Source organism: Halomonas sp. 1513, from assembly GCA_001971685.1.
Lineage (GTDB): Bacteria > Pseudomonadota > Gammaproteobacteria > Pseudomonadales > Halomonadaceae > Franzmannia.
The window spans coordinates 1,047,574-1,062,749 of sequence record CP019326.1 but is presented as its reverse complement, the minus strand read 5'-3'; the positions used below and the strand labels follow the sequence as shown (position 1 = coordinate 1,062,749).

The window sequence follows — 15,176 nt, the reverse complement described above, 5'->3', positions numbered from 1 at the left end:
AAGGCCCATATGGTAAGCCTCAAGGATGACCCGATGAATGATACCGTCACGCCCGAGCCCAACCCGGTCGAACCGTCGAAGGGGCCGGATACCACCATCCCCATCGTGGTCTATGCGCTGCACCTGGCGGGTATCGCCACCGGGGGGCTGACCTCGCTAATCGGCGTGGTGATCGCCTACGTCTACCGCGGCAAGGGCCCCGACTGGCTCGACGAGCACTACCGCTTCCAGATCCGCACCTTCTGGATCTCGCTGGTCTACTTCCTGCTGGCGGGGATCCTGACCTTGATCGCCATCGGCTTCGTGCTATGGCTGGTGGTCGTGGTGTGGCTGGTGATTCGCTGCGTCAAGGGCATCAAGGCCCTGCAGGCCCAGCGCGCGCCGGACAACGTCGACACCTGGCTGTTCTAAACCATGAGTCGCAAGCCACGCTCCAGTTCCTCGCCGCTGCAGGCCAAACTGATTGCCGGGCTCTGGCGTAGCCTGGCCGTCTGCCGCCTGGGCCTGCTGTGGGGCCTGGCGCGCATCGCCGGTCCGCTGGTGCACCGTTTCAGCCGTCGCGAGCGCGAGGTCACCGAGATCAACCTGGCCGAGGTCTACCCCGAGCAGAGCGACGCCGAGCGTCGCCGGCTAGCCCGCAGCAGTCTCGCTCACTCCACCGCCACCATGCTCGAGCTGGGCTTCGCCTGGATGGCCGAGCCGGGCCGCGTGGAGCGCTCGATCATCGATGTACACGGTCGCGAGTTGCTCGATGACGCTCGCGCCGAGGGCCGCGGGGTGATCGTGCTGGCGCCCCACTTCGGCAACTGGGAGGTGCTCAACTTCTGGCTGTCGAGCCACTTCCCGTTCACCGCCATGTACGAGCCCCCCAAGATCGAGCGTCTCGATCCGGTGATTCGCCACGGCCGCGAACGCATGGGCGCCAGCCTGGTGCCCACCAACCCGCGCGGCGTGGCGGCGCTGCTCAAGGCGCTCAAGCGCAGCGAAGCGGTGGGTATCCTGCCCGACCAGGAGCCGGACTGGGGCAGCGGCGTGTTCGCGCCCTTCTACGGCCGCCTGGCCTATACCGCCACCCTGCTGCCCAAGCTGGTCGCCCGCACCCAGGCGCGGGTGGTCACCGGCGTGGCCCAGCGGGTACCGGGCAAGGGCTTCGTGATCCACTTCCTGGCCGCCGACAGCCGCGTTTACGAGACCGACGAGACCGCCTCGGCGGCCGGCGTCAACGCCTGCGTGGAGGCCGCCATTTCCCTGGAACCGGCCCAGTACCAGTGGGAGTACAAGCGCTACCGCAAGGTGATCCAGGAGCAGCAGGGGCACCCTGACCACCCCTCGTTCCGGCTTTATTAAGCGCCCCATAGCGCCTCAGCCACTGCCCTCACCGGCCATAGAGATCGTCGAACCGCACGATATCGTCCTCACCCAGGTAGCTCCCCGACTGCACCTCGATCAGTTCCAGCGGAATCTTGCCGGGGTTCTCCAGGCGGTGGGTGGCGCCGATGGGAATATAGGCCGACTGGTTCTCGCTAAGCATGAACTCACGGTCATCGAGGGTCACTTTGGCGGTGCCGCTGACCACCACCCAGTGCTCGGCGCGGTGGTGGTGCAGCTGCCGCGAGAGGCGCGCCCCCGGCGCCACCGTGATGTGCTTGACCTGGTAGCGCTGGCCGCGCTCGATGGCCTGGTAGCAGCCCCAGGGCCGATGTACCCGCGGATGCTCGATCGGCTCGTCGCGCCCCGCCGCCAGCAGCCCCTCGACCAGTGTCTTGACCTCCTGGCTGCGTCGGCGGTCGGCCACCAGCACCGCATCCTGGGTCTCGACGATCACCAGGTCCTCGACCCCCAACGCACTGACCAGGCGCTGTTCGGCGTGTACCAGCAGCCCGCGGCAGTCGTGAAGCTGCACATCGCCGCTCAGCGCATTGCCACGTTCGTCCTTGGCGCTGGCCTCCCACAGCGCCTGGAACCCGCCGATATCCGACCAGCCGGCGTCCAGCGCCACCACTGCCGCGCGGCTGGCATGCTCCATCACCGCGTAGTCGATGGAGTCGGCGGGACTTGCGCGGAACGCCTCGGCGTCGAGGCGCAGGAAGTCGAGGTCCTCGCGGGCAGCGTCCAGCGCGGCGCGGCAAGCGGCGAGCATGGCCGGCTGGCGCGCCGCCAGCTCGTCGAGGTAGCGCGAGGCGCGGAACACGAACATGCCGCTGTTCCATAGATAGTCGCCGCTAGCCAGGTACGCCTCGGCGGTGGCGCGCTCGGGTTTCTCGACGAAACGCGACAAGCGGTACCCCGACTCACCCAGCGCCGCGCCGCGCTGCAGATAGCCATAGCCGGTCTCGGCATGCTCGGGTACCACGCCGAAGGTCACCAGCTCGCCGCCAGTCGCCAGGCTTGCCGCCGCCGCCACGCTCGAGCGGAATGCCTGGGCATCACGGATCAGGTGATCAGCGGGCAGCACCAGCAGCAGCGGATCGCCGCCGTCGCGGCAGGCGTATAGCGCCGCGCAGGCAATCGCCGGGGCGGTGTTGCGCCCCTCCGGCTCGAGCAACAGGGTGGCATCATCGATACCGGCCGCGCGCAGCTGCTCGGCGAGCAGGAAGCGATGCGGCTCGCTGCCCACCACCAGCGCAGGCGCCAGAGGCAAGCCAGCCAGGCGCGCCAGGGTCTGCTGCAGCAGGCTGGCCGGGAGGTCAGCACCGCCCTGATCGCCCAGCGCCAGAAACTGCTTGGGGTAGTGCTGGCGCGACAGCGGCCACAGCCGGCTACCGCTGCCGCCGGCGAGAATCACCGGGGTCAAGGACTCGCTCATGGCGTGGCTCCTGGCAGTCGTTGATCGTCATCCAGCGGGGCGAGCTCGGCGCCGGGTTCACCGAAGTCTTCGTGCAACCAGCCGCGCAGGCGGTCCATGCCTGCCGCGCCCTCCGACGGCGGCGGCACGCTGCCCGGCACGAAGCCGCGTTCGAGGAACGGCGCCAGCAGTGCGGCGTCGCCGCTGATGATATGCACCGGCACGCCGAGGCCGGCGCCCTCGCCGGTGATCAGCGGCGCGGCCTGGTGGTCGCCGAGCATGATCAGCAGGGTATTGTCGTCCACCGCCCACTCGGCCCAGCGTGCAGTGGCTTTGACAGAGTAGTTGACCGACCAGGCGTAATGGTCGCGGATGCGCTCGATCTCCTGCCACAGCACCTCGGGCGGGTCGCCGGCGTGCTCCCAGGGCGCGAACAGGCTGCCGTCACCGATCAGCGCCCAATCCTCGAGCACCGGCAGAATCGGCGTCCAGGGTGCATGACTGGAGATCAAGGCGAGCTGGGTGAACAGCGGCGCGTCTTGCGGCGCGCGAATCCGACGCTGGTAGTAGTCGAGCACGAACTGGTCGGGCATGGTCACCCAGTGCAGCGGCGGGCCGGCGTAGTCGATGTCGGCGGCAGCATAGATATCGTCGAAGCCGTAGGCCTCGCCCTCCGGCCACAGCATGGTGATCGCCGGCATCACCGTCTGGGTGCGCTGGCCGGTGGCGCGAAAGTCGTCGATCAGGGTGGCCTGATCGCTGCCCAGCAGCAGCCGATACCATAGCTGATTGTCGATCCATAGCCCGCTCAGCGCAGTGGCATGGGCCAGCCACGACTGGCCGCCGCGGATCGGCGCATCGAGTACCCCGGATACCACCGAGAGGCCGGCCGCGTCCAGCCGCTCGTCCATCTCGGCCAGGGTCGGCAGCAAAACATGCGAGTAACGTGCATCCTCCAGCGCGGCAACGCCGTAGGACTCGACAAAGGCCAGGATCACGTCGCGCCCCTCGAGCCCCGGCAGCGGCCGGGCCGGGCTCGGCGACTCGGCGAGCCGCTCGCTGAACGCCTGGCGGGCGCGGTGGGTGTCCACCACCTGCTCGGTCTGATAGCGCCAGGTATCGATCAGCGGCGTGCGCGCCGCCGGCACCAGCCGGGTGCCGGCAATCTCCAGCCCGGCGAGCAGCGTGATCAACGCCAGCGCCACGACCGTGAACCAGCGCCACGTGGCACCGAGCGGTGCGCCCAGAGAAGCCGCCAGCAGCCGCGCCACGCCCCAGATCACCAGCGCGATCAGCAGCGCGCCGCCGCCCATGGCCAGCACGGCGGCGACCTGACCGAGATTGCCCTGCAGCAGATGGTAGACGGCGCGCAGCAGCGGCAGGTCGAGGTAGACGTTGAGCGAGCGCCCCAGCGCCATTTGCGCAGCGGCCTCGCCGAGCGCGGCCAGCACGCCGGCCATCACCAGTGCCACCGCCAGCCAGCGCAGCGCGAGGCTCCAGGCAGCCAGCGGCAGCAGCGCGAACAGCGCCGCCAGCCACCACGCCTCCCAGGCGATCAGTCGCGGCGTGACCTCGGTAAACCGCCACCACAGCGGAAACAGCACTAGGATATTGAGAAGCAGGCCACTGAAGAGCCAGCGCATAGGTACGAAATCCTTTTTTATAGGGTGGCAGCTCGCTAAAACATGTACTGTAATCGGATAATGTACAAGTTATGTCTCGCTTTGTTTTACTTCCCCTGCCAAGGAGACGCCGTTGAAACTCACGACACGCACCGCCCTGGGATGCGCCTGCTGGCTGTTTCTCATGCCCCTGGCCAGCGCCGATGAGAACACCCAGCGCCACTTCGAGGACGTCATCGAGCGCGCCGAAGCGCTGGCAGGCGAGCCTTACCAGGGCGCTGGCGCGTCGCTACCCACCGCCCTGCGCAACCTCGATTATGACACCTATCGCCAGATCCGCTTTCGCGGTGACCAGGCGATCTGGCGCGACGACGGGCTGTTTTCGGTGCAGCTGTTTCACAGCGGCTTCCTGTTCGACACGCCGGTGACCCTCAATCTGGTCGAAGACGGCGAGGCCAGGCGGCTGGATTACTCCCAGGAGTATTACTCCTATGACGGCGACGCCGAGCGCCTGCTCGACGCCGACCTGGACGGCGCCGGCCACGCCGGGTTCCGGCTTCACTACCCCCTCAACCGCGGCGACTACGCCGATGAGTTCGCGGTATTCCTCGGCGCCAGCTACTTTCGCCTGGTCGGCCGCGATCAGGGCTACGGGCTCTCGGCGCGCGGCCTGGCCATCGACACCGCAGCGCCGCACGGCGAGGAGTTCCCGGCCTTCCGTGAATTCTGGCTGGTCAAGCCGGCCGAGGACGCCACACAGATGAGCGTGCTGGCGCTGCTCGACAGCCCGTCACTTGCCGGCGCCTACCGCTTCGACATCCGCCCCGGGCGCGACGTGGACGTGGAGGTCGACGCCCGGCTGTTCGCCCGTCGCGACGTGGCCAAGCTCGGCGTGGCGCCGCTGACCAGCATGTTCACCCACGGCGATACCAGCCCCTACGGCGCCGACGACTTCCGCCCCCGGGTCCACGACTCCGACGGCCTGGCGATGCACACCGCCGCCGGCGAGTGGATCTGGCGGCCGCTCTCCAATCCTCGCCGGCTGCGCGTTTCCGCGCTGCAGGATGAATCTCCCGGCGGCTTCGGCCTGGTCCAGCGCGAGCGCGACTTCGACGCCTACCTGGACATGGAAGCGCGCTACGAGCGTCGCCCCAGCCAGTGGGTCGAGGCGCTGGGCGGCGACTGGGGGCGCGGCAGCGTCGAGCTGGTGGAGATTCCTACCGACACCGAAACCAACGACAACATCGTCGCCTACTGGGTACCGGATGAGCCGCTCAACGCCGGCGAGTCGCGGCGCTTTCACTACCGCACCCAGACCTTCGGCGACCGCCTCGACGAACAGCGCCAGGCCAGCGTGATACGCACCCGCAGCGGTTGGGGCGCGATCCCCGGGCAGAGCGACCCGCCGCCGCGCAGCCGGCGCCAGTTCATCGTCGACTTTCACGGCGGCGAACTGGCCGGTCTGGATGCCAGCCAGCCGGTAGAGGCCGAGCTTTCCACCAGTCGTGGTGACATCCACCAGGCCCAAGTCCAACGCCTGCCCGACGGCGATACCTGGCGCGCCAGCTTCCGCGTCCAACCCCAGGGCCGCGAGCCGGCCGACATGCGCCTCTTCCTGAGCCTGCGCGGCTCGCCGATCAGCGAAACCTGGAGCTATGTCTGGTACCCCGATGAGCTACGCTGACTCGGCGCCGCGCCAGCCCCTGCTGTGGCTGCGCAGGCTGGGCCTGTTGGCGCTGGTAGCGGCGAGCACCGCGCTGGGCGTGGCAACCATGTTCCGCATCCTCTACGACGGCGGCCTAGGCATATTGCAGGCCGCGGTGCTGGGACTGTTCGCGATCACCTTCGGCTGGATCGCGCTGGCCTTCTGGACCGCCCTGGTGGGTTTCGTGATCAGCCTCGCGCGGCGCGACCCGCTGAGCCTGGCGCGCCAGGCCCCGCCGGCGATGGCCGCGCTGGCCTCGCGCACCGCGCTGGTCATGCCGATCTACAACGAGGATCCGGCACGCGCCCTGGGCGGTCTGGAGGCGACCTGCCAGGACCTGCTGGCCAGCACCGACCAGGACCTCCACGACCGCGTCGAAGCCTTCGTGCTCAGCGACACCCGCGACGACGCCATCGCCGCCGACGAACGCCGCCACGTCGCCGCACTGCGCCAGCGCCTGGCCGGTCGGCTGGCGGTGCACTACCGGCGCCGCGCCGACAACGCCGGCCGCAAGGCCGGCAACCTGGCCGAATTCTGCCGCCGCTGGGGGCGCCGCTACGACTACCTGGTGGTGCTCGACGCCGACAGCCTGATGGGCGGCCGCAGCCTGCTGCAGATGATCAGCACCATGCAGCGCGAGCCCGAGCTGGGCCTCCTGCAGACGGTGCCGATCCCGGTGCGCCAGGCCACCCTGTTCGGACGCTTCACCCAGTTCGCCGCGGCGCTCTACAGCCCCATGCTGGCTGCCGGCCAGGCCTTCTGGCAGGGCGACTGCGCCAACTACTGGGGGCACAACGCCATCCTGCGCACCCGTGCCTTCATGGCCCACTGCGGCCTGCCCGCGCTATCGGGCCGCCCGCCGCTGGGCGGCGACATCATGAGCCACGACTTCGTCGAAGCCGCGCTGCTGCGCCGCGGCGGCTGGCGGGTGCGGCTCGACGCGAGCATCACGGCGAGCTTCGAGGAGCTGCCCGGCAACCTGCTCGACTATGCGCGGCGCGACCGGCGCTGGACCCAGGGCAATCTCCAGCACCTGCGCCTGCTGGCGGCCGGCGGCCTGCACCCGATCAGTCGCCTGCATTTCGCCATGGGCGCGCTGGCCTACCTCTCCTCGCTGCTGTGGGTACTGATGCTGGCGCTGAGCAGTGCCGCCGCCATGCTCAACGCCTTCAGCCGTGAGCGCTTCTTCAGCGACACCTACCAGCTGTTTCCCGACTGGCCGCTGGACACCAGCGCAATGGTCATGCCGCTGCTGGCGCTGACCGCCGCCATGCTGCTGCTGCCCAAGCTGTTCGGCCTGCTGCTGGCGCTGTGGCAAACCCCGGCAGCCTTCGGCGGGCGCTGGCGGCTCAGCCTGAGTGCACTGCTGGAGATGTTCCACGCGATCCTGATCGCCCCGCTGATGATGGTCTTCCATACCGTCTTCGTGCTTGGCATCCTGATCGGGCGCAGCGTCGGCTGGGACCCGCAGGTGCGCGAGGGCCGGTCGGTGGCATGGCGCCAGGCGTTCGCTCACACTCGCGCCGCAACCCTGGTCGGCGGCGCCTGGGCGCTGGCCATGTACCAGTTCACGCCGAGCTTCTTCTGGTGGCTGACCCCGGTATGGGTGGGATTGATCATTGCCCCGCTGCTGGTGCGGCTGTCGGGCAGTCGCCGCCTCGGCGCCTGGCTGGCAGGCGTCGGGCTGCTGGCAACCCCCGGTGAAGAGACGCCCGCCGCGGTACTGATGCGCCTCGACCAGACACTGGCGTGCGCCACGCCGGCGCACGCCGACAGCCGCGCCGCCAGCGTACCGGCCGAGCAGCCAGGCGATATGCCTCTCCAGCACCTGGGCTGGCGCCGCCAGCGACCGGCACGCCATCGCCCGCCGCTAAAGGAACCCTACTGATGCCCCATGCCATCGACTCCCCTCCGCCGCTGCAGCAGCGTGTCAAGGCCGCACTCGGCCTGGCTCGCTCGCTGGTGGTGTACTGGCGCCCGGGGCGTCAGCCTGGCCTTCAGCGTCTCTACGCCGAATTCCTGGCCCCCGGCGACCTGGCGTTCGATATCGGCGCCCATCTCGGCGACCGCACCGCCGCTTTCCAGGCGCTGGGCGCCGAGGTGGTGGCGCTGGAGCCGCAGCCGGGCCTGTTCCGCTGGCTGGTGCGGCTGATGGGCGCGCGCCGCGGCCTGGTGCTGATGCCCGTGGCCGCCGGGCCCGAGGAGGGCGAGGCCGAGATCGCCATCAGCGTCGCCAACCCCAGCGTCTCGACGCTGGCGCGCCACTGGCGCAAGCGCATCGGCCGCACCAATCCCGGCTTTCGCCAGGTCCGCTGGGAGCGCCGAGTGACGGTGACGGTGACCACCCTCGACGCCCTGATCGCGCGCTTCGGCGTGCCGCGCTTCATCAAGGTCGATGTCGAGGGCTTCGAGGCCGAGGTACTGGCCGGCCTCAGCCAGCCGGTAGAGGCGCTGTCCGTGGAGTTCGTGGCCGGTGCGCTGGACGTTGCCGAGGCCTGCGTGGCACGCCTCGAGGCCCTCGGCGACTACCGTTTCAACGCCATCCAGGGCGAGCGCCGGGCGTTCATCTGGGGTGAGTGGCGCAGCCCCGTGCAGATACGCGCCTGGCTCGCTGACGGCGCCGACGGCCTGGCCTCCGGCGATCTGTATGCCCGCCGCCAGCCCACCCCGCCAACGGGAGCAACGCCATGAGCCATATCGGCGACTGGAGCGATCTGACCAGCGAAGGCCTCGCTGCACTGGCCGCCGAGGACCCGGTGGCGATCCTGGTGCTGGGTGCCGTCGAGCAGCACGGTCGCCATCTGCCGCTCTCCACCGACCTGGATATCGGGCTGGGCCTGCAGCAGGCCACCCTCGAGGCGCTCGCACGGCGCCCTGCCGAGACAGGCGCCGCCCTCAACGTGGTCTGCCTGCCGCCGCTGGCGGTGGGCGCCAGCGACGAGCACGCCAGCTATCCCGGCACCCTGAGCCTGCCGCCTGCCTTGGCCATCGCCACGCTCGAGGCCTACGGCGACAGCCTCGCCCGGGCCGGCATACGTCGCCTGCTGCTGCTCAACAGCCACGGCGGCAACAAGGCGGTAATGGATCTCGCCGCACTGGCCCTGCGCCGCCGCCACGCCATGCTGGTGGTCAAGGCCACCTATACCCGACTGGCGCCGCCGCCCGGCGACTGGCTGCCCGCCGAGGAACTGCGCCACGGCCTTCACGGCGGGGCGCTGGAAACCGCGATGATGCTGCATCTGGCGCCGCACAAGGTGACGCAGGCAGCCGCCGGTCACCCGTCGGCGAGTAGTGAGACCCTGGCCGCCGCGGGCAAGCTGGTGGGCCCCGAGGGCGAGGCGGCCTTCGCCTGGCTGGCCGAGGACCTGCACGCCGACGGCGTTGCCGGCAATGCCACCCTGGCCGACGCCGCGCTGGGCGAGCGGCTGGTGGCACACTACGCCGCGCGGCTGGCCGAGGTAGTGATCGAGACCCAGACGCTATCGCTGCCCGGCTGGGCGCAGCAGCGCTGAGTCAGCGCCTCCTCGCAGGGCTTTCGCCGAGTCCCGTAGCTATATGCAACAGGACTGAGGAGCCAAGACTACTTGCAGGCCGAAGAGCGTGACGTATCGGCGTTTAGCACCTCATCCAGCAGGTGCCCGGAGCGCTCGGCCTTGGCACTCAGGTAGCGGCGATTGTGATCGTTGAGACGGCCATACAGCGCCTGTCGCTCCACCACCTCGATGCCGCCGGCCTGCAGGGCCGAGATCTTCTGCGGGTTGTTGGTCAACATCTGGATCCGCTGGATCTCGAGTGCCGCGAGCATGTCCACCGCTGCGCGATAGTGGCGCTCGTCGTCGCCGAACCCCAGCACCCGGTCGGCGTCCACGGTGTCCAGGCCACCGTCTTGCAGGGTGTAGGCGCGCAGCTTGTTGGCCAGGCCGATGCCGCGCCCCTCCTGGGCCAGATACAGCAGTACCCCACCACCCAGCGACTCGATATCCGCTACCGCGTTGCGCAGCTGCTCGCCGCAGTCGCAGCGCAGACTGCCGAACAGATCACCGGTCAGGCACGCCGAGTGCAGGCGCAGCGGCACTGCCGGCTGCCAGTCGCCGGGCTCACCGATCACCACCGCGACGTGCTCACGCAGCCCATCCGGCTCACGAAACAGGATGAAACGGCTCTCGGTGGCCTCGGCCAGCGGAATCCGCGCCTCGCTGACTCGGGTCAGCATGCCGGCAGCGCTGTCGAAGCAGTCGATCGCCGCCTCGGCCTCGACGCTCAACCACTCGCCGGCATCGATACGTGCCTGGGCGGCGCTGCGCGCGGCGCCGGTCAGCTCGACGGTCAACGCCGCGGGAATCAGCAACGCGCGGCGCATCAGCGCCAGCGCGCCATGCTCACCCGCCCCGGCCGGTTGGGCCAGCGCCGCCGTTCGCGGCTCGGCCTGGGAGCCGAACGCCAGCCGTTCGAGACGCGCCAGATCCAGCGGGCCGCAGCTGCCCAGCGGCAGGCGCAGGGCCTCGACCTGCCTGGACACGCCACCTGCGTCACCGTTCAACACCGCCAGACGGTGACCGGTAATCACCAGCGCAGCGTCCTCCTGCAGCGTCGCCAACTGGCTCGCCGATAGTCCTTCCATCGGCTGGATCAGGGTCGCCGTGTCGGCATCCTGCAGTACCACCGGTACGCCGCGGCGAAGATCGAAGATGGCGCGCTCGACGTGATGTCCTGTACGTGGCATGTAGCCTCCTTGTCGCCTCACCCGGGGAGGCGTATGGCACTGGGGATAATGGGTCTGGATACGGGCGCCACGGCGCCACGGATGCATGGGGCTTGTGCCGCCCGTGGCGGCTGCCCATGATAAGGAACGTTTCTGATCGAGAGAGGCCGTGAATGAGCCACCCCGCCACGCCGCGTCGCGACGACAGCGAGCTGAGCCTCGCCTGGCAGGCGTTGCAGACGGCGCGCGACCACCCCTGGAGCCGCCAGCGCCGACTGACCGTCAGCCAGGGTAGCGCCCAACTGACGCTGATCCGCGGCGGCCAGTGGCATGCCGAGCCGACACTGGGCAGCGCCGCCAGCGCGCTGCTCGACAGCCTGCTGCCGCTGGTCTGCGACGCCGGCCCGCGGGTGGTCGCCCAGCTCGGCCAGAGCCTCGACGGACGCATCGCCACCCACAGCGGTCACTCCCACTACATCAACGGCGTCGCGAGCCGGGTTCATCTGCACCGGCTGCGCGCCCTGGTCGACGCCGTGCTGGTGGGTGCCGGCACCGCCGACGAGGACGACCCGCAGCTCAACGTACGCCACGTCGAGGGTCGCCAGCCGCGGCGGGTGGTGCTCGACCCGCGCGGCCGGGTACCGGCTGCGCGGCGTGTGTTTCAGGACACGCGGCTGGCGACGCTGCACCTGCTCGGCGAGGGCGTGGCGGCGCCCAACGGGGTTGGCACACACGTCGAGCACTACCGGCTGACGCAGGACGCCGAGGGCCGGGTGTCTCCCCTGGCGGTGATCGATGTCCTGCAGCAGGCCGGCTGCCGCCGCGTGCTGATCGAGGGCGGCGGTCAAACTGTGTCGCAGTTCATCGCCGCCGGCTGTGTCGACCGCCTGCATCTGCTGGTAGCGCCGCTGCTGATCGGCTCCGGGCGCCCGGGGCTGTCGCTGCCCGTCATCGACACCCTCGACCAGGCGCTGCGGCCCACCGCGCGACGTTTCGACTGCGGCGACGACACCCTCTTCGATGTCGCCCTGCGCCCCGCCATCGACTGAGCCGGGTGCCGCGTTGCGCTTGCGCTGCCACCAGCACAGCGCCCCGGGCAGGCTGGCCAGCAGCACCAGCAGCCCGTAGCTCACCGACACCGCCACACCCTGCGCCGGCGGCAGGCCGACGCCGAGCCAGACCAGCGCCGCGGCGCCCTCGCGAAAGCCCCAGCCGGCCACCGACAGCGGGATCAGCATCGCCAGCAGCACCGGCGGCAGCAGCGCCAGCAGAGTGGTGACCGGCAGCTCGACACCTATCGCCCGCGCGGCGCAGACGAAGATCGCGCCATAGCTGGCCAGCACCAGCAGCGAGCCCCCCAGCTGCGCCGGCCAGGCGCGCCGGCTGAAGAGCGCTCGGTGCAGGTCACCACCCAGGCCGCTGGCCCAGGTCGGCGGGGTGATGCCTGAGCGGCACAGCCCCCACCACAGCCCCGTCCCCAGCACTGCCAGCCCTGCGACTACCGCGACGCTAGTGCCCACCATGGGGCGTGCCAGCAGGTCGCCAATGGCGGCATGCCACAGCGGCGAGAGTGCCAGGATGGCCAGGGTAACCACCGCCAGCACCAGCTGGCCGGAAGCGCGCTCGATGACCACGCCGCGCCATGCCGCGGCGCGCTGACCGCTGGCCCGAGCATGACGCCAGGCGCGGGCGGCATCGCCGAGCACCGCGCCGGGCAGCACCTGATTGAGAAAGCTGGCCAGATAGTAGTCGTTGATGGCATGGCGCCAGCTCAGCCCTACTCCGAGGCGCGCGGCGGTAAAGCGCCAGCGCCACGCCGAGATCACGACCTGGGGCAGACTCAGCAGCAGTGCCAGCAGCACCCAGCCAGGGGCCAGCCGCTGCACCTCGGCGATCACCTCCGCGGCCTCCAGCCACAGCGCGACGCCGCCCAGCAGCGCCAGGCTGACCGCCAGGCGCAGCAGGCTGCGCCGCCGCGTCGCGCCACCCATCAGGCAGCTCCCTCAGGAGGCAGCAGCAGCAGGTCGACGTGGCCGACCCAGACCCCGCAGCGGCCGTTGGCCAGGTCGCGCTGGCGGGCCAACTGCCAGGCCTCGCTTCGCCCCGCCTGCGCGGGGCACTGCTCGGCCGCCGCCGTGGCCCAACCGGCCACCAGCGCGTGCCCCAGGGTCAGCGCCGCCTCGCTGCCCGGCGCCAGTTGCCACGGGCTGGCGGCACGCTCGACGCGATAGCCGTGCGCCTCGAAGGCGGCAGCCAGCACCGCCGGCGCCTCTCCCCCCAACGCCGACCCCAGCCCCTTGTCGCGGCGCTGATGGTCGCCGAACAGCGTGCGTACCCAATCGTCTTCGGCGTCCTGGCGCGGCCCGCTGGCATCGATGAACTGCCAGTGGCCATCCACGCTGAGGGTGAACAGCGCCGCCAAGCGGCGTGCCGCGCAGGCCTCGGCCAACGCCTCGACCCAGGCCGTGGAGCAGAGATCGAACAGCGCCGAGGCGCACACCAGCTCGGCGCCATCGAGCAGGCCAGGCAGCGCCTCGAGGTCGGCCAGGTCGACCTGACGGTTTTCGATATCGGGCTGCCTGCCCGCCGCATCGGCACAGTCTGCCAGCCGCCGGCGAGCCCTCTCCAGCAGCGCCGGATCATGATCCACCAGCCGCCAGCGCTGCGGGCCAGGCAGGCGCGACGCCAAATAGGCAGGATTACTGGCGCGCCCGCAGCCCAGATCGACCAGCGTCAGCGGTGCGCTGTCGGATGCCCGGTGACGGCGCAGCCAGGCACCCGCCTCGGCGGTCAGCTCGGCACAGCGTGCGGCGTGATCGGCGGCCTCACGCAGCGCCAGCCAGTCGCTGGCGAAACGGCCGCCCCCGGCGTTGTCCGCGACGGTCATGGATGCGCTACCCCGAGCGCAGCAGCGAAGGCGTCGCCCGCGGCTTGCCAGTCGCTCTGCCGTTCGCGGGCCGCGATGGCGCCGCGGCGCAGCTCCCGCCGCAGGCGAGCATCATCCAGCCAGCTGCGCAGGGCCCCACGCAGGGCCTCTACGTCACCGGGCGCCACCGCCAGCCCGGCGCCCTCGGGCAGGGTGTAACGCAGCGCCCCGCCGGTGGTGGTAATCACCGGCAGGCCGCGGGCCAGCGCTTCGGTGACCACCATGCCGTAGCCCTCATAGTGAGAGGGCAGGACGAACAGGTCGGCGTCGCGATAGGCCACGTCCAGGGCCTGAGGCTCGCGCTCGCCGAGCAGCCGCAACTGCTGCGTGAGGCCATGCTCGGCGATGCTGGCGGCAACCCGCTCAGCGTGGGCCGGATCGCGGTCGAGGCCGCCGATGCAGTCACAGCGCCAGCGGGTGGCATCCAGCCCGGCCAGCGCCTCGACCAGCAAATCGTGGCCCTTGCGCGGGGTCACGGTGGCCACGCACAGCAGTCGCTGAGGACGCTGGCTGTCTTCCAGATCGAGGGCGCTGGGGGCAAGCGACGCGGGCTCGACGCCAGGTTCGACCACCTGTGCCGCGGCAATTCCGAAGTCACGCAGGCGTCGGGCCGTGAAGGCACTGGTGCTGATCACCCGCGCCACCGCGGCCAGGCCGCGCGCCTCGCTGTCCAGTAGCCGCACACGCGTGGCTTCGTCGAGCCCCGTCTCGTCGGCCAGCGGGTGATGCACCAGCGCCGTGAGATCGAGCCGTGTGGCATGCGCTTCGACCACCTCGGGCAGCCCCCCCATGGCCAAGCCGTCGATGACCACCCGGCGATCATCGGGCTGGGCGGCCAGCGCCGTCTCCAGCGCATCACGGGCGCGTGCATCGGGGTCGGGGAACCGCCCCGCCAGCCCCACTACCTCGACCCGCCAGCCGCGCGCCTCGAGGGCGGCGACGATGCGCGCATCATAGACATAGCCGCCGGTCAGCTGCCCGGGGTCGCCGGCGACGATCAGGCACAGATCGGGCGCTTGCGGCATTACAACGCTCCTTCGTAGCTGGCCCAGGCGATATGCGACTCATGGAGGGTGACCGTCAGCGCTTCGAGGCCACGCCCCCCTTCGCCGAGCCGCCCGTCGGCGATCGCCGCCGCGAGGCGTTCGAAGATCACCCGCGCCATGAATTCGGTGGTGGTGTTACGGCCCTGAAACTCCTCGAGCTCGTCGAGGTTGTGGAAGTTGAACTCGGCCAGCAGGGTCGACAGCGTCTCGCTGGCCAGGCCGATATCCACGATCAGGTCGTCGTCATCCAGCTCGCGGCGCTGAAAGGTGACGTCGACCACATAAGTGGCCCCGTGAGTGCGCTGGGCGGGGCCGAAAATATCGCCACGAAAGCTATGGGCGATCATGAAGTGGTCACGAACGGTCAGACGGTACATAGACAGCTCCTCG

The 15,176-nt window shown here is 70.2% G+C and carries 13 protein-coding genes and 1 pseudogene; 7 read left to right on the top strand and 7 right to left on the bottom strand.

Annotation, left to right across the window (positions count from 1 at the left end):
* Positions 1-33 precede the first annotated feature (33 nt).
* Positions 34-411, top strand: coding sequence for a hypothetical protein (locus BWR19_04890; GenBank protein APX94903.1), 378 nt, complete (start codon positions 34-36; stop codon positions 409-411).
* 3 nt (positions 412-414) lie between these two features.
* Positions 415-1,347, top strand: coding sequence for a lipid A biosynthesis acyltransferase (locus BWR19_04885; GenBank protein ID APX92324.1), 933 nt, complete (start codon positions 415-417; stop codon positions 1,345-1,347).
* Between the two features lie 28 nt (positions 1,348-1,375).
* On the opposite strand, the gene BWR19_04880 is transcribed toward BWR19_04885, so the two are convergent.
* Together BWR19_04880 and BWR19_04875 are read right to left on the bottom strand one after the other, a co-directional pair.
* Positions 1,376-2,806 carry a mannose-1-phosphate guanylyltransferase/mannose-6-phosphate isomerase gene (locus tag BWR19_04880; GenBank protein APX92323.1) on the bottom strand — a complete coding sequence of 477 codons (1,431 nt, stop codon included), beginning with the start codon at positions 2,804-2,806 and terminating at the stop codon, positions 1,376-1,378.
* Positions 2,803-4,428 carry an alkaline phosphatase gene (locus tag BWR19_04875; protein ID APX92322.1) on the bottom strand — a complete coding sequence of 542 codons (1,626 nt, stop codon included), beginning with the start codon at positions 4,426-4,428 and terminating at the stop codon, positions 2,803-2,805. Before BWR19_04875 ends, BWR19_04880 begins: the two co-directional genes overlap by 4 nt.
* A gap of 163 nt (positions 4,429-4,591) precedes the next feature.
* On the opposite strand from BWR19_04875, the gene BWR19_04870 reads away from it, so the two are divergent.
* The 4 genes from BWR19_04870 to BWR19_04855 are packed head-to-tail and all read left to right on the top strand — an operon-like array spanning position 4,592 to position 9,624.
* Positions 4,592-6,091 carry a glucan biosynthesis protein D gene (locus tag BWR19_04870; GenBank protein ID APX94902.1) on the top strand — a complete coding sequence of 500 codons (1,500 nt, stop codon included), beginning with the start codon at positions 4,592-4,594 and terminating at the stop codon, positions 6,089-6,091.
* Entirely contained in the window at positions 6,063-8,000 is a 1,938-nt protein-coding gene (locus BWR19_04865; protein APX92321.1) for a glucan biosynthesis glucosyltransferase H, read from the top strand. The genes BWR19_04870 and BWR19_04865 overlap by 29 nt, the downstream gene beginning before the upstream one ends.
* Positions 8,000-8,803, top strand: a complete 804-nt coding sequence (locus tag BWR19_04860; protein ID APX92320.1) for an FkbM family methyltransferase — start codon at positions 8,000-8,002, stop codon at positions 8,801-8,803. The genes BWR19_04865 and BWR19_04860 overlap by 1 nt, the downstream gene beginning before the upstream one ends.
* Positions 8,800-9,624 carry a creatininase gene (locus tag BWR19_04855; protein ID APX92319.1) on the top strand — a complete coding sequence of 275 codons (825 nt, stop codon included), beginning with the start codon at positions 8,800-8,802 and terminating at the stop codon, positions 9,622-9,624. Before BWR19_04860 ends, BWR19_04855 begins: the two co-directional genes overlap by 4 nt.
* Positions 9,625-9,692: 68 nt before the next feature.
* Here the strand turns inward: BWR19_04855 and BWR19_04850 are convergent, their stop codons facing one another.
* Complete coding sequence (locus BWR19_04850; GenBank protein ID APX92318.1) at positions 9,693-10,835, bottom strand: GTP cyclohydrolase; 1,143 nt, start codon at positions 10,833-10,835, stop codon at positions 9,693-9,695.
* A 287-nt stretch (positions 10,836-11,122) separates the two neighbouring features.
* On the opposite strand from BWR19_04850, the gene BWR19_04845 reads away from it, so the two are divergent.
* A complete protein-coding gene (locus BWR19_04845) occupies positions 11,123-11,863 on the top strand; it encodes a deaminase (protein ID APX94901.1) in 741 nt (246 codons plus the stop codon).
* Positions 11,864-11,908: 45 nt separating this feature from the next.
* Here BWR19_04845 and BWR19_04840 read toward each other — a convergent pair.
* The 4 genes and pseudogenes from BWR19_04840 to BWR19_04825 all read right to left on the bottom strand — a co-directional run bounded on the left by BWR19_04840 (position 11,909) and on the right by BWR19_04825 (position 15,163).
* Positions 11,909-12,757, bottom strand: a pseudogene (locus BWR19_04840) (hypothetical protein).
* 47 nt (positions 12,758-12,804) lie between these two features.
* On the bottom strand, positions 12,805-13,701 hold the full coding sequence (locus BWR19_04835; GenBank protein ID APX92317.1) for a hypothetical protein: 897 nt from the start codon (positions 13,699-13,701) through the stop codon (positions 12,805-12,807).
* On the bottom strand, positions 13,698-14,765 hold the full coding sequence (locus BWR19_04830) for a glycosyl transferase family 1 (protein ID APX92316.1): 1,068 nt from the start codon (positions 14,763-14,765) through the stop codon (positions 13,698-13,700). Before BWR19_04830 ends, BWR19_04835 begins: the two co-directional genes overlap by 4 nt.
* Complete coding sequence (locus BWR19_04825; GenBank protein APX92315.1) at positions 14,765-15,163, bottom strand: hypothetical protein; 399 nt, start codon at positions 15,161-15,163, stop codon at positions 14,765-14,767. Before BWR19_04825 ends, BWR19_04830 begins: the two co-directional genes overlap by 1 nt.
* Between the last annotated feature and the right edge of the window lie 13 nt (positions 15,164-15,176).

Excerpts from the sequence above, each read along its gene's own strand:
- BWR19_04890 (APX94903.1), top strand. The coding sequence starts at position 34 with ATGAATGATACCGTCACGCCCGAGCCCAACCCGGTCGAACCGTCGAAG.
- BWR19_04885 (APX92324.1), top strand. The coding sequence starts at position 415 with ATGAGTCGCAAGCCACGCTCCAGTTCCTCGCCGCTGCAGGCCAAACTG.
- BWR19_04880 (APX92323.1), bottom strand. The coding sequence starts at position 2,806 with ATGAGCGAGTCCTTGACCCCGGTGATTCTCGCCGGCGGCAGCGGTAGC.
- BWR19_04875 (APX92322.1), bottom strand. The coding sequence starts at position 4,428 with ATGCGCTGGCTCTTCAGTGGCCTGCTTCTCAATATCCTAGTGCTGTTT.
- BWR19_04870 (APX94902.1), top strand. The coding sequence starts at position 4,592 with ATGCCCCTGGCCAGCGCCGATGAGAACACCCAGCGCCACTTCGAGGAC.
- BWR19_04865 (APX92321.1), top strand. The coding sequence starts at position 6,063 with ATGTCTGGTACCCCGATGAGCTACGCTGACTCGGCGCCGCGCCAGCCC.
- BWR19_04860 (APX92320.1), top strand. The coding sequence starts at position 8,000 with ATGCCCCATGCCATCGACTCCCCTCCGCCGCTGCAGCAGCGTGTCAAG.
- BWR19_04855 (APX92319.1), top strand. The coding sequence starts at position 8,800 with ATGAGCCATATCGGCGACTGGAGCGATCTGACCAGCGAAGGCCTCGCT.
- BWR19_04850 (APX92318.1), bottom strand. The coding sequence starts at position 10,835 with ATGCCACGTACAGGACATCACGTCGAGCGCGCCATCTTCGATCTTCGC.
- BWR19_04835 (APX92317.1), bottom strand. The coding sequence starts at position 13,701 with ATGACCGTCGCGGACAACGCCGGGGGCGGCCGTTTCGCCAGCGACTGG.
- BWR19_04830 (APX92316.1), bottom strand. The coding sequence starts at position 14,765 with ATGCCGCAAGCGCCCGATCTGTGCCTGATCGTCGCCGGCGACCCCGGG.
- BWR19_04825 (APX92315.1), bottom strand. The coding sequence starts at position 15,163 with ATGTACCGTCTGACCGTTCGTGACCACTTCATGATCGCCCATAGCTTT.